Origin of the sequence: Winogradskyella schleiferi, assembly GCF_013394655.1 — a bacterium.
Classification (GTDB): domain Bacteria; phylum Bacteroidota; class Bacteroidia; order Flavobacteriales; family Flavobacteriaceae; genus Winogradskyella; species Winogradskyella schleiferi.
Window position 1 is genome coordinate 3352805 of record NZ_CP053351.1, and the last position, 14385, is coordinate 3367189.

At 34.7% G+C, this 14385-nt stretch carries 15 protein-coding genes; 9 read left to right on the plus strand and 6 right to left on the minus strand.

Annotation, left to right across the window (positions count from 1 at the left end; genetic code table 11):
- Nucleotides 1-26: 26 nt before the first annotated feature.
- Nucleotides 27-461, minus strand: a complete 435-nt coding sequence (locus HM990_RS14620; RefSeq protein ID WP_178989757.1) for a hypothetical protein — start codon at nucleotides 459-461, stop codon at nucleotides 27-29.
- A gap of 47 nt (nucleotides 462-508) precedes the next feature.
- Nucleotides 509-1300 carry a hypothetical protein gene (locus HM990_RS14625; protein WP_178989759.1) on the minus strand — a complete coding sequence of 264 codons (792 nt, stop codon included), beginning with the start codon at nucleotides 1298-1300 and terminating at the stop codon, nucleotides 509-511.
- A gap of 269 nt (nucleotides 1301-1569) precedes the next feature.
- On the opposite strand from HM990_RS14625, the gene miaB reads away from it, so the two are divergent.
- The 9 genes from miaB (at nucleotide 1570) to HM990_RS14670 (ending at nucleotide 10013) form a co-directional block, all read left to right on the plus strand.
- Nucleotides 1570-3015, plus strand: a complete 1446-nt coding sequence (gene miaB, locus HM990_RS14630; protein WP_178989761.1) for a tRNA (N6-isopentenyl adenosine(37)-C2)-methylthiotransferase MiaB — start codon at nucleotides 1570-1572, stop codon at nucleotides 3013-3015.
- 43 nt (nucleotides 3016-3058) lie between these two features.
- Nucleotides 3059-4324 (plus strand): sigma-54 interaction domain-containing protein, encoded by a 1266-nt coding sequence (locus HM990_RS14635; RefSeq protein WP_178989763.1) that lies wholly within the window; start codon nucleotides 3059-3061, stop codon nucleotides 4322-4324.
- 89 nt (nucleotides 4325-4413) lie between these two features.
- The gene (locus tag HM990_RS14640) at nucleotides 4414-4611 is read left to right on the plus strand and encodes a hypothetical protein (protein ID WP_178989765.1); all 198 of its coding nucleotides are present in this window, start codon (nucleotides 4414-4416) and stop codon (nucleotides 4609-4611) included.
- A complete protein-coding gene (locus HM990_RS14645) occupies nucleotides 4612-5115 on the plus strand; it encodes an LptE family protein (protein WP_178989767.1) in 504 nt (167 codons plus the stop codon). It abuts the gene before it with no gap.
- Nucleotides 5116-5118: 3 nt separating this feature from the next.
- Complete coding sequence (locus HM990_RS14650) at nucleotides 5119-6090, plus strand: hypothetical protein (RefSeq protein ID WP_178989769.1); 972 nt, start codon at nucleotides 5119-5121, stop codon at nucleotides 6088-6090.
- A gap of 2 nt (nucleotides 6091-6092) precedes the next feature.
- Entirely contained in the window at nucleotides 6093-6437 is a 345-nt protein-coding gene (secG, locus tag HM990_RS14655) for a preprotein translocase subunit SecG (protein ID WP_178989771.1), read from the plus strand.
- A gap of 299 nt (nucleotides 6438-6736) precedes the next feature.
- Entirely contained in the window at nucleotides 6737-7012 is a 276-nt protein-coding gene (locus HM990_RS14660; protein ID WP_178989772.1) for a co-chaperone GroES, read from the plus strand.
- A gap of 215 nt (nucleotides 7013-7227) precedes the next feature.
- Nucleotides 7228-8856 carry a chaperonin GroEL gene (groL, locus tag HM990_RS14665; protein WP_178989774.1) on the plus strand — a complete coding sequence of 543 codons (1629 nt, stop codon included), beginning with the start codon at nucleotides 7228-7230 and terminating at the stop codon, nucleotides 8854-8856.
- A 518-nt stretch (nucleotides 8857-9374) separates the two neighbouring features.
- Nucleotides 9375-10013, plus strand: a complete 639-nt coding sequence (locus HM990_RS14670) for a DUF6090 family protein (protein WP_178989776.1) — start codon at nucleotides 9375-9377, stop codon at nucleotides 10011-10013.
- Between the two features lie 201 nt (nucleotides 10014-10214).
- Here the strand turns inward: HM990_RS14670 and HM990_RS14675 are convergent, their stop codons facing one another.
- The 4 genes from HM990_RS14675 to HM990_RS14690 form a co-directional block, all read right to left on the minus strand.
- A complete protein-coding gene (locus HM990_RS14675; protein ID WP_178989778.1) occupies nucleotides 10215-10586 on the minus strand; it encodes a heavy-metal-associated domain-containing protein in 372 nt (123 codons plus the stop codon).
- 136 nt (nucleotides 10587-10722) lie between these two features.
- Nucleotides 10723-12957: a TonB-dependent receptor gene (locus HM990_RS14680; protein ID WP_178989780.1), complete on the minus strand. Its 2235-nt coding sequence runs from the start codon at nucleotides 12955-12957 to the stop codon at nucleotides 10723-10725.
- A complete protein-coding gene (locus HM990_RS14685; protein ID WP_178989782.1) occupies nucleotides 12954-13688 on the minus strand; it encodes a heavy-metal-associated domain-containing protein in 735 nt (244 codons plus the stop codon). Before HM990_RS14685 ends, HM990_RS14680 begins: the two co-directional genes overlap by 4 nt.
- A 76-nt stretch (nucleotides 13689-13764) precedes the next feature.
- Complete coding sequence (locus HM990_RS14690) at nucleotides 13765-14178, minus strand: HYC_CC_PP family protein (protein WP_178989784.1); 414 nt, start codon at nucleotides 14176-14178, stop codon at nucleotides 13765-13767.
- Between the last annotated feature and the right edge of the window lie 207 nt (nucleotides 14179-14385).

A 14385-nucleotide genomic window follows, 5' to 3' on the forward strand; every position in this document is an offset into this window, starting at 1 on the left:
CTGTTTATAAAAATTTATAAGTCTAATTAATATGCATATAGTATAGGTTCTTCAAATCCCTCAATATTCAACAAAACCTCATTTGTACCGTCAACTCTAAGTGGTGTCAAATCAAAAGATTCTTCCCTGGAAAACACCGCTAAACAAGCTTCATTATTAAAAAGCGACAGTTTCAAATAACGCTGTGGAGGCATGGATTCTGCTATATTTCCAGAATCAATTAAGGTAAATTCCCATGTATTTCCATCACATCCGCTTGCTGATAGGTCTAAGGTGAGGCAATCTCCGTTGAAAACAATATTTACCACACTATAATAATCCGATTCGGCTGTTTCATAAGCATTATTATCAATTATTACTTCCGAACAGTCGGTTAATATCGTAACATCGTCGTCACTGCATTGTGTATTCATTAAAATTATACACAAGAATGACAGCATTAAATTTTTTTTGAGTTTCATAAAATTACTATTTACTTAATAGATGAAAAAATCTCAAAAAGGTTGCACTAAATTGCAGATAATTTTTCTAATCGGTCCATTTGATCGCTTTCCTCATCGAAACCAATGATTTCCTTATAAATAAAATATGGAGGCAAATAACTAAATGAAGCCGTAACATAAATACCAACAAAACACATTAACATACCAACTATTCCAGCTAATAATCCTGAAACAAACAGCAATCCAAATGAAATGAGCCATTTCTTATTACCTAAATCAAAAGACAATTTAATGATTTCCGAAATTGACAAATCTGGATTAAACGCATATACAACCACCATAAATGATAATGGAACTACAGCATAGATTATAGGCAAAACACACAACAAAGTTGCCAAAACGGAAATACCTGAATATGCAAGTCCTAACTTAACTGTCTTACCTAAATACGGCTTTTTAAAGAAATAAAAATAATCTTCCTTACCCATTTGCTCTAAATCCTTCAACTTACAAATTCTATAAAAAGCGGCTTTAAGACCAAGTCCAATTGTGCTCATTGCTACAATCATAAAAATATAGACCACAGCCATTACGATAAAGAAAACAGGACTAACATCTGACTGGACATAAGGTTCGTATGGATCATAAGATCCTGAATTGAGATCCATAAAACCAGTAAAAATAAGAGGTATGTAAATAATCATAATAAATGGTATCGCCAATACCATGTTGAGCAGTAATGTTACCAGTCCTTGTACCCATACTTTCTTGAACAATTCTATGGATTGATTAAAAATTGTTCCAAAGTCTAGATCTTTCGCATTCTGAATTCGATTTTGTATTTCTGTAATGTCCATTTTTAATTAATTTGGTTGGTTAGTATCTATCAAATTAAATCTATTTTTTAGAAATATTCAAGTAAAAACCCGCTGTAAATAGAAAATTCTTTTTCAATTTCAATGCTATCGACATATTTTGAACACAAAATCTTAACGAAATTATAACTGCCACTTTGTCACAGTCTCTAAAATAATAGTATCTTTGCATCCTTATTGAAAATTACGAATTATTATAGAAAGCTAACTTTCTATACAATTATGAAATTCCCGCATTTGTGGGAAATGTTATGGAAAAAATTATAGACGAAAATAAACAAGGGGAAACTTTGGTCTTAGATAAAAGAGAGGGCAACCAACGCAAACTTTTTATAGAAAGTTATGGCTGCGCTATGAATTTCAGCGACAGTGAAATCGTAGCTTCCATACTTTCCGAACAAGGTTTTAATACAACGCAGACCCTTGAAGAAGCTGACCTAGTTTTAGTTAACACTTGTTCTATTAGAGACAAAGCAGAGCAGACCGTAAGAAAACGTCTGCAACAATATAATGCCGTAAAAAAGACGAATCCAAAAATGAAAGTGGGTGTCTTGGGTTGTATGGCAGAACGTTTAAAAACTAAATTTCTCGAAGAAGAAAAAATTGTAGATTTAGTTGTAGGACCCGATGCCTACAAAGATTTACCAAACCTTCTTGCAGAAGTTGATGAAGGAAGAGATGCCATCAATGTTATCCTTTCTAAAGAAGAAACTTACGGAGATATTTCCCCTGTTCGTCTTAATACTAATGGCGTTACAGCCTTTGTATCCATAACTCGTGGTTGTGATAATATGTGCACATTTTGCGTGGTTCCTTTTACAAGAGGTCGAGAACGCAGTAGAGATCCGCAAAGTATTATTGAAGAAGTAAACGATCTATGGTCTAAAGGGTTTAAAGAAATTACCCTTTTAGGACAGAATGTTGATAGTTATTTATGGTATGGTGGTGGATTAAAGAAAGATTTCAACAATGCTTCAGAATTCCAAAAAGCAACTGCCGTTAATTTTGCCAAACTTTTAGAATTATGTGCCAAAGCACAACCAAAAATGCGTATTCGGTTTTCAACATCCAATCCGCAAGATTTCACAATGGATGTTATTGAAACTATGGCGAAGTACGATAATATCTGTAAACACATTCATTTACCTGTACAAAGTGGAAGTGATCGTATTCTTAAAGAAATGAACCGTCTCCATACACGCGAAGAATATTTTGAGCTTGTCGACAATATTAAACGGATTATTCCAGAGTGTTCAATTAGTGTCGATTTAATCGCTGGTTTTCCAACCGAAACTGAAGAAGACCACCAAGACACTTTGAGTTTAATGGAATATGTAAAATACAACTTCGGTTATATGTTTACCTATTCTGAACGCCCTGGAACCTTAGCTGGAAGGAAAATGGAAGATGATGTACCCGAAGCAACGAAAAAACGTCGTTTAAGTGAAATAATAGCGATAGAAAGAAAATACAGTGCCATAAAAACACACCAACATTTAAACAAAACAGTAGAAGTATTAATAGAAAAAGCCTCTAAAAAATCTGATTTAGATTGGTCAGGAAGAACTTCGGACAACACCGTTGCTGTTTTTCCAAAAGAAGATTATAAAGTTGGGGATTTTGTGGATGTTCATATTACGGATTGTACAAGTGCAACGCTCATTGGAAAAGCCGTTGGCTATTCAAAAAATAATTAAGGTATTAACTTAAAAAGATTGTCCCATTAAAAGGGAAATTACTATGGAATCTATTCAAGCCATAAAACAACGTTTCGGGATTATAGGAAACGACCCAAAACTTAATCGCTCTATAGAAAAGGCGATACAGGTTGCTCCTACTGATATTTCAGTCTTAGTTACTGGAGAAAGTGGTGTTGGTAAAGAGAGCATTCCAAAAATCATACATCAATTATCTCACAGAAAACATAACAAATATATTGCCGTCAACTGTGGTGCCATACCAGAAGGCACGATTGACAGTGAATTATTCGGCCATGAAAAAGGGGCATTTACAGGGGCAACTTCCACGCGTTCCGGCTATTTTGAAGTCGCAGATGGTGGAACTATTTTTTTAGATGAAGTTGGCGAACTACCTTTAACCACTCAAGTACGTTTACTGCGTGTTTTGGAGAATGGCGAATTTATTAAGGTCGGTTCCAGTAAGGTGCAAAAAACAGATGTTCGGATTGTAGCCGCTACAAATGTCAATATGTTTGAAGCCATTAAAAAAGAAAAATTCAGGGAAGATTTATATTATAGATTGAGCACTATTGAAATTCATTTGCCTCCACTCAGAGAGCGCAAAGAAGACATCCATTTATTGTTTAGAAAATTTGCGAGTGATTTTGCTTTAAAATATAAAATGCCAACGGTTAAGTTAACGGACGATGCGGTTAACTTACTCGTAAAATTCAGATGGAACGGTAATATTCGTCAGTTACGAAATGTGGCAGAACAACTTTCTGTTTTAGAACAGAATAGAACCATAAGCGGTGCAGCGCTTCAAAATTACCTACCAAACACTGGCAGTAATTTGCCTGCAGTGGTCAACAGTTCTAAATCTGAAAGTGATTTTAGTAGCGAGCGAGAGATTTTATATAAGGTTTTATTTGACATGAAAAGTGATCTGAACGACCTGAAAAAATTGACTATGAAGCTCATGGAAACCGGAAATGTTTCTGATGTTCAAAAAGATAACGAGAATTTAATCCAAAAAATCTACGGTGACGATAAGGACGAAGAATTTGAAGCAGCTGTAGAAGATCTTGAAGTTTTATCGATACCCGAACATTCAGAAAAAAATGAATCTGAGAGATCAGATGCAGATGATAAATATCATTTTGCTGAAGAAATAGAAGAAGAGGAAACCCTATCTTTACATGATAAAGAACTAGAGTTGATTAAAAAATCGCTGGAACGGCACAACGGAAAACGTAAATTAGCAGCTGCCGAACTTGGTATCAGTGAACGTACCTTATATAGAAAAATCAAACAATTCGATCTTTAAGATAAGATTAGGATTGTACGTATAACAAAATTCAAATTTGAAGGTTTTAATTAAATTAAAGCCTCAATAAAACATTATAGCAACAACTGATGAAGGCTGTAGAAATATTTATGATAAGAAAGTCGTTTACCAGAAACAGTTCTGAAGCTATAAGACAAGAAGCTGAGGAAATGATAAACGAAAAACACTATAAAGGTTACCGCCTAATAAATGTAGATTTTGACGTTGCTGATAATGCAGGCTACATTTATGCTTTCATAACCATGAAAAAACCAAATTCCTATTAATTGAAAACTTTTAAATACATCTTAATTGGCTTTATTTGCATTTCAAGTTTTGCTTGTAAAGTGAATTATTCGTTTACAGGCATCACTGAAACACCAGATACGTTTCAAGTCAATTTCTTTGAGAATAATGCAGATTTGGTAGAACCAGGATTGGATCGTTTATTCACCAACGCACTTCAAGACCGTATAGTCAACCAAACCAGTGCACAATTGGTCAACTCAGGAGGCGAAGTAATTTATGAAGGTGAAATCGTAGAATATCGTATTTCCCCAATGACTGCAACGGCAGAAAATACAGCCGCTGAAAACAGGTTAACCATGAGTGTCAATGTGCGCTATATCAATACTAAAGATGAAGAAAAGGATATGGAACAACGCTTTTCATTTTTTTATGATTATCCTGCAAACGCCCAACTTAATGGGACTATAAAAGATACGGCGTTTGAAGAAATTTTAGAGCGACTCACACAAGATATTCTGAACGCTACACTAGCCGATTGGTAAATTATGCAACTGCAAGAACTCACATATTTGTTAGAGCATCCAGAAGCCGTTACAGCTTCGCAAACCGAAGTACTATCTTCTGCGATTAAGGAATATCCTTATTTTCAATCGTTGAGAGCTTTATATCTTAAAGGACTAAAACAAAAGGAAAGCTACAAATATAATAATGCTTTAAAAATTACAGCGGCACATACGGCAGATCGCAGTGTGTTGTTTGATTATATCACATCAGATGTGTTTAATCAAAATGAAATATCTGAACAGATAAAGCAAAATATAGAACATATAAAATCTATTGAAGTCAATGAGGTTGACGATATTTCCGTTAACAAAAGTGTGACCATAGACGACGCTTTAAAAGAGCATATTAAAGCCACTGAAGGTGTTTTAGATCCAGGTTTGTTTGAGGTAAAACCAATGCCAAAACCAAAATTAGAACTTCGAGATCCAAAAATAGAAGATTCAATTATAGCTGTTGATGTTAAAAACATTACCGCCGAAAAACAATTAAAAATTGGCGAACCTCTAGAGTTTGATAAAACAGAAAACCACTCATTTACAGAATGGTTAAAGATCACAAGTTTTAAACCTATTGTGCGCGATGAGGCTGAATTCGAAGTTGAATCTGAAATCGAAAATAGAGTTCAAACAGAATCGAAACCTGAAATTTCAGAAAGTGAAACTACTAGCCCATTCCAAAGCAAACTCGATATTATAGATAAATTTATAAGTGAAAATCCAAAAATCAAACCTATATCCAATAATGCTCCTAAACCAAAGCTGGTAAATAATGATGATGGAATTTCTGACAGTTTAATGACCGAAACTTTGGCGCGAATTTATTTGGAACAAAAAAACTATGATAAAGCAATTCAATCTTACAAAATTTTAAGTTTGAAATATCCAGAAAAAAGTAGTTTCTTTGCACACCAAATAAAATTGGTCAAAGAATTAAAAGCTAATAATACAATATAATAATGAGTGCATTTACAATATTTTTGATACTAATCGTAATCGTTGCCTTTTTACTAGTCGTAGTTGTTATGGTTCAAAATCCTAAAGGTGGAGGATTATCATCATCTTTTGGTGGTGGTGGTACACAACAAATGGGTGGCGTTAAGAAAACAGGAGACTTTTTAGATAGGAGTACTTGGTTTTTAGCAACAGCATTGATCGTTTTAATCTTAGCATCCAACTTAACCATTAGTTCTGGTGGAAGCATTGATTCAAAAGCATTGGATACTGACGAACCAACTGAAATGCCAGCTCCAGTAGCGCCAGCAACTGACGATTCTGCAACAACGGACGGTACATCTGAATAATATCAAATTGATATTTTTCAAAAGACATTAAGCCAGCTTTTTAAGTTGGCTTTTTTATTTACTCTCATTTTACCTGTACTGAACCTGTTTCAATATTTCAGAGTCCTTTAATTTACAGGTGCTGGACTTGTTTCGATATTTCTGAGTACCTAAATACACTCGCACGTCATCTGTTTCGACAGACCAAGGGCTGACTATAAATGATTTTGTCTGAAACTTTGTCAGACTTTCTGACTTGGCATAATTTTCGAACTACGCTAAAGCGTAATTTAATTAAACAACTAAAAAACATATAACAAATGGGCTTAAACATTAAACCATTAGCAGACCGTGTTCTTGTAGAACCAAAGGAAGCTGAAACTAAAACTGCATCTGGTATTATCATTCCAGATAATGCAAAAGAAAAACCACAAAGAGGAACGGTAGTTGCCGCAGGAAAAGGTACTAAAGACGAACCTATTACTGTAAAAGTTGGTGACACCGTACTTTATGGAAAATACGGTGGAACTGAACTTAAACTAGAGGGTAAAGATTATCTGATGATGCGTGAGAGCGATATTCTGGCGATTATTTAATCCAATTCCTGCTTTCGCAGGAATCTCATGAATCTGACCAAAACATTTCAAACTTAAATAAAATAGATTGCTGCCTTCGCAGAGGGAAGGAACTATCAATCAAAATTAAAACTTGTATTTCAACTGTCTCATTGAGTGTAGTCGAAATGCAATTGAAAAAAATATTAACAAACAGATTCCCGTTTTCACGGGAATACTAAAATTAAAATTTAACAATGGCAAAAGATATAAAATTCGATATTGAAGCACGCGACGGCCTTAAACGTGGTGTTGATGCTTTAGCAAACGCAGTAAAAGTAACATTGGGACCAAAAGGTCGTAATGTCATTATAGGAAAATCATTTGGTGCACCTCAAGTCACTAAAGATGGTGTCTCTGTAGCAAAAGAAATTGAGCTTGAAAACGAGCTTGAAAATATGGGAGCGCAAATGGTAAAAGAAGTCGCTTCCAAAACTAACGATTTAGCTGGTGACGGTACAACAACCGCTACAGTTTTAGCACAGGCAATCGTAAAAGAAGGCTTAAAAAACGTAGCTGCTGGTGCAAATCCTATGGATTTAAAACGTGGTATTGACAAGGCTGTTGAAGCAATTGTAAAAGATTTAGACAAACAATCTAAAAAAGTAGGAAGCGATTCTGATCAGATTAAACAAGTAGCTGCAATTTCAGCAAATAACGATGATACAATTGGCGAATTAATCGCTCAAGCATTCGGCAAAGTTGGTAAAGAAGGCGTGATTACTGTTGAAGAAGCTAAAGGCATGGAAACGTATGTTGACGTGGTGGAAGGTATGCAGTTTGATAGAGGTTATTTGTCACCTTATTTCGTTACCGATTCTGATAAAATGATTGCTGATTTAGAAAATCCATATATTTTATTGTTCGATAAGAAAATTTCTAACTTACAGGAGATTCTTCCGATTTTAGAACCAGTTGCACAATCCGGTCGTCCGTTATTAATCATCGCTGAAGATGTAGAAGGACAAGCTTTAGCAACTTTAGTAGTGAACAAATTACGAGGAGGCCTTAAAATTGCGGCTGTAAAAGCACCTGGATTTGGAGACAGACGTAAAGCTATGTTAGAAGACATCGCTATTTTAACAGGTGGTGTTGTTATTTCTGAAGAAAGAGGGTTCTCTCTTGAGAATGCTGATCTATCTATGTTAGGAACTGCCGAAACGGTAACAATTGACAAAGACAACACAACCATTGTAAATGGTGCCGGAAAAGCTTCAGACATTAAGGCTAGAGTGAACCAAATTAAAGCTCAGATAGAAACGACTACTTCTGATTATGACAAAGAAAAACTTCAAGAGCGTTTGGCAAAATTAGCTGGAGGTGTTGCTGTACTTTATGTTGGTGCTGCTTCTGAAGTAGAAATGAAAGAAAAGAAGGACCGTGTTGATGATGCTTTACATGCAACTAGAGCTGCAGTAGAGGAAGGAATTGTTGCTGGTGGAGGCGTTGCTTTTGTAAGAGCTAAAAAGGTTTTAGAAAAATTGACTACCGAAAACCTTGATGAGACTACTGGTGTACAAATTGTGAATAAAGCGATTGAATCTCCATTAAGAACTATCGTAGAAAATGCAGGAGGCGAAGGCTCAGTGGTGATTAACAAAGTACTGGAAGGTAAAAAAGACTTCGGTTATGATGCCAAAACTGAAACTTATGTAGATATGCTAAAAGCTGGTATTATCGACCCTAAGAAAGTAACACGTATCGCATTAGAAAATGCCGCTTCGGTAGCTGGTATGATCTTAACAACTGAATGTGCTTTAGTTGATATTAAAGAGGATGCTCCAGCCATGCCAATGGGTGGCGGTGGAATGCCAGGAATGATGTAGTCCGTAGCACGGACAGGCAATTAACTCACTGTTATGGATAATATTAGTGAGAAAAATTATTTTAAAATTGAAAAGCCTTTGATGAGAATCAGAGGCTTTCGCTTTTTAAAATTATAATACTTTCTATATAGAATACGCCCCTCGAGTGTCGACAACTATCAGGATTAGGGTTGTTTTCCATGACAAACCAAAATTTTTTCTTATTAATTAAAACTATAAAAAAGTGGTTTATTTAGATAAACCTGCCACAAATTACTTCTTCTTTGGAGAAGCCTGTGGCGTCTTTTTCGCTGCTGGTTTAGCCGCTTTAGACGCACTTTTTGACTTTGTCTGTCCCATAATTTTATATGTATTAAAAAGAACATATTAAAAGTAGATTATAATATAGGTTTAAGATACTTTCATTGGCTAAAATTTAACTAAAATATTCAATCGTTTAATTTACCTGTAAGACTAAATCTTTTGAGCCTGACTTTTATTACAATAATTTTCTTAGCTTTAGTCAATTAACCAAACTAATGAAAAAGAAACTCATATACGCCTTTGGTGAAATACTTATAGTTATTGTTGGTATCTCGATTGCCTTTAGTATGAATAAATGCGCTGACAATTCGAAAAATGCTGTTCAAAAAAAACAATACCTAGCTAATTTGGAACAAGATATTAATGAAGACAAAAAACAACTGGAAACTAATCTCGAACAAATCAACGAAAAGATTGCAATAAGCGCAAGTCTCATTCCCGTGTTAGGTTCTAACGACCCACAAAAACAAACTAAATTACGTGGTGTATACACGGTTGCCAGACTCACTAGTTTTACTCCAAAAGATTTTACATATCAAGCTTTAGTGAATTCTGGAGATTTAAAACTCATCGATAATTTTGAACTCAAAAAAGCTATTGAAAAACACTACGCGAAATATAAAGCTATAGCAAAGGCTTACGAAAGACAAGAAACTATCAACAAAGACTATTTAGGAAACTATTTTATTTATAATACTGATTATGATTTAATTCGTGAAGGTAAATCCCCTTTTAAAGATGAAAAACTTCTCAAAAACATTATGCAATCCATACGTGGTTCTTTTATCATTAAGAAAGAAGCTACTGAACTTGGGATTAAGAGTTGTGATAGTATTTTGGAGGTTTTGGAGTAAGTGAGTTGACTCTGTTGTCTTTAATGATACAAATCAGTTTCTATGATTTACATAAGTCATTCCTGAATCAAATTTAGCACTAATAAAGAAGTTTGGTTAAAATATTTAGAAAGTCAAATCAATTAAATAAGATTCTGAATAAAATTCAGAATGACAACTAAGCGTATAAAAAAGCCTGAATCTAAATTCAGGCTTCAAAACTTATTTCCTTTGTCCTTTTTCCTTTTTGTGATCGTTCTGAACCTCTTCATCACGATACTTGCAACAAGGATGCATGGAGTTATATTGTTCTTCTGTGGCTTTGATTTCTTTGGTATCGTGACCAACTGAGGCTATCTTTTTAGAAATGGTGGTCAGGTCCGTTTTACGCTCATCAAAAATGAGTTTAAGCTCATGCGTATCCACATTCCAAACCGCAGATTTTACGCCTTTGGTTCTAATGGCTGCTTTTTCTATGCGCTCTTTGCACATACCGCAAACACCATCAACTTCGATACTTGCTTTTGCATTTTTGTTTTGGGCGAATGTTGCTGTCGTTAGCAATACGGTTAATATTATAATTATACGTTTCATATTTTATTGTTTTTTATTAAGACACTTCGACTGCCTGCCTGTTCGTAAGACAGGCGCTCAGTGTTACAGTTTTATTGATTTTTTTTCAATTATAAGGATTGATTCGTCATTCTTCCTCGCAATGACGTTACAACTATTATTTCAGTTTATATCGTAATCCTGCGTAATACATACTTCCAAAAATGGGGCCGTAGACAAAATTACTATCAAAATTTGAACCAAATGGGTTTTCCGCACTTACAATTGGATTGCCTTGTCTTACGTTGGTCACGTTTTCTCCACCTAAATATACTTCAAATTTAGGAGAAAATACTTTCGTGACTTGTAAATTCAATGTTCCAACGGTTGGCGAATAATCATCTAGCTGAAATTCTACAGGACTTAAATCCGTACTCGGAAAACGCTGCGAATCCAACCAATTATAAGTCGCATCAAATTTCCATTGAGCACCATTTTCTTTTTGATTTGTTTCATAAGAGGCATTGGCAAACAACCGATGTTTTGGAATTAACGGCTTTTCCAATTTGCCAGAATTATAATCCGTTTTAATATCGTAATATTTATAAGCAGTTCTAATATCAAAATGCTCAAAAACATTATAATTAAATTCAAACTGAAAGCTATTGGCATAACTATCGCCTTCCAAATTATAAAAATTAATTTCATAAGGATTTTCCCAATCGACAACTACTTGATTTTTAAAATCGGTTCTATAAAAATCAAAAGTGATATCTGCTTTTCTCTCGAATAAATTGAAGCCTTGTAAATAACTAATTCCATAATTCCATGCAATTTCAGGATCTAAACCATAAATTTTTCCACCTGAATTCAAAATATTGATTTGTCTAGAACTCGCAAACATATTTTGGTTTTCTGCAAAAATATTGGCACTTCGTTTCCCGCGACCGACAGAAAATCGCCACGCCGATTTCCCCCAAGGCGTATAACGCACGTGTAAACGTGGCGTTACAAAAAATCCAAGTCTGTTATGCTGATCGACGCGCACACCAGCTGTCATGGTCAGTTTATCTAAATTATCATAAGCATATTCAAAAAATCCTCCGACTGAATTTTCGGTACGTTCGTAGGTATCTGTATTTACCAACTCATCATAATGATCGTAGGTAAAACTCAATCCTGTTTTTACTTTATGCCGAGAATCTGAAATAATCGTGTTATACACCAAGTTGGAATAAAAACTATTATGTTGAATATCGTACAGGTTCAAACCGAAATACGAATCTTGTTTATGATGGCTAAACGCGGTCTGAAAACCAATACTTTGGTAGGGGATTTCAGGATTTACGTAACCGAGTTTAGTGGTCACTTCGAAACGTTCTGTATTGATTTCACTTCCCCAAAAATTAGTAGTTGCTCTATCTCTTTCTGGATCAAAATTGACTTGTCCTGCTTGTTTTTCGTCATTGAGATATCTAAAATTAATAAAACTAACCACCCCTTTTTCAGGATTGGTATATTGCCAACGGTTCATAACGTTGATTTGATTGTATAATGGCATATCTAAAAATCCGTCGTCATTGACATCATGTTTTTGCTGATGCGTGTTGCCATGCAAATACAAACCTGTACTCCACTTATCGGAAACTTTTGTATTTAGGTGCGTATTCAACTCCAAACGTTCACTTGATGCTCCATATAGATTTACGAATAAGCGATTGTCTGTGGAAGGTTTTACCAATTCAGCATTGATTTGGCCAGCAATACTTTCAAAACCATTGACCACACTTCCCGTGCCTTTGGTAATTTGAATACTTTCTACCCAAGTTCCAGGAATAAAACTCAATCCATATGCCTGTGAAGCACCACGAATTGCCGGAATATTCTCAGTCGCAATTAATATATAAGGTGAGTTTAAACCCAACATTTTTATCTGACGTGTTCCAGAAACCGCATCTGCGAAATTCACATCGATAGACGGGTTAGTTTCAAAACTTTCGGAAAGGTTGCAACAAGCCGCCTTTAACAGTTCGTCACTACTCACAAAAAGGGTGTTGGTCGCTTTTAAATATGATTTTGAAGTGGCTTGATTTCTCGATTTTACCACCACAGCATCTAGTTCATCCGAAGCCTCAAGTACATGTTTTATATACTTGTTTTCGTTAACCGTAATCGTATCCGTTTTAAAACCCACATAACTAATTACCAATTCATTATATGAGAATTTATAAGGTAGCGAAAATGTGCCATCATCTGCTGTGATGGCTCCAACTGAAGATCCTGACCAATACACATTTGCCCCAGGCAAAGGCATTTCTTTAGCACTACTCGCTTCTAAAACAATTCCTTTTAATTGGTCTTGCGAGAATAGATATATAGGGCAAAGTACTATTAAGATTATGAACTTTCTCATGCCGCAATGGTTTTAGATAACATTATGAAGGCCATTACAAGCATAATGGAATTTTCAATAAAAGTCGCTTTGGTCATTGGTAATTTTAAGGCGGTACCCAAACATGCACATTGAATGGTTGTTTTACTAAACAATGCTTTGGTTACTCCAACAGTTGTAATCCCTAAAACTATAAGTGTTACAATTAGCGCGATATTAATTTGAAAGCGCATTAAAAACATTAAGCCCAAGGTTAGCTCAATAAAAGGATAGATCCAACCATAAGCTGGAACTGCCTTTGCCAAAGGATCGTACATTCTAAAACTTTCTGGAAAGCCTTTTAAGTCCAATAATTTGAAAAAACTAAAAACAATGTAAAACAAGCCCATAAAATCGAGCATAAAGCTAGAGGAATCCCAAGGCCTATAATTTAATAAAATGGAAGCTATAATGATATAACCAAAGATTAGAAACAACGGAAACAGTTGTTTTAGCTCGCTCTTTTTTTCATTAGTTTCAGTAGAAACCGAATTAAATACGTTGGTCTCCTTTTGTTCTGAAATTTTATATTTATCGGATAATACATCTTGAAGGGTGTCCACTTCAACATGGGTTTTCATTTTTATAGTGGCTGTTTTGCTTTCTAAATCAACAGAAACAATATCAACATTTGGTAATGCTGAAAGTGATTCTTCAACTGAAGCTTTACAACCGTTACAAGTCATACCTGAAACTCTATAGGTGTGTGTCATTTTAAATTTAAATTTGAAATATTAATAATTGGCATCAAAAATTGCGATGCTTAAAATCATAGAATTTCAAATAAAATCAAATAAGGTAAGTTTCATCTAAAACCTGAAGATCCTTGATGAGTATTGGTGGAGAATAATCCTTATGCGGAACAATCGAGTTCGATAAGTCCTCAAAAAGGTTAATATAGGAATAACTGTAAGCAAATAATAGATATTGCTGAATAAGATCTAAGTCTTCAAACGAATTAAGGGTCACGTTAGACAAGCCTTCAATGACATCAATCTCATCTTTACAACAGCTCTTTTCCATGATACTATCATTGTCGCTATAAGAAATATCATCGGAACACTTTTCACTTTCAGAAAATATAGCCACATCTATCAACGTATCGCCACAAAAATGCTTCTCAATCGTTAATGACAATGTTGAAAACAATACCAAAAATGATAGTGCGATGGAAAAGATTTTATGTGTGTTTGAAATTTTCACGATGCAAAGTTACGAAATTCCTGATTTGTTGCGGAGGAATTGATAAACTATTAACACCAAAAATCCGTTAAAAATGTCAAAACACTAATTTCACTATTACACACTAATTGATAAATTAAGTTTATTTTAATTTAGGGTTAGCACTTTAAAAATGAGCCCATAAGCGTAAGAACATTAAAAAAATATCTTATCCTGATTAACCTATTT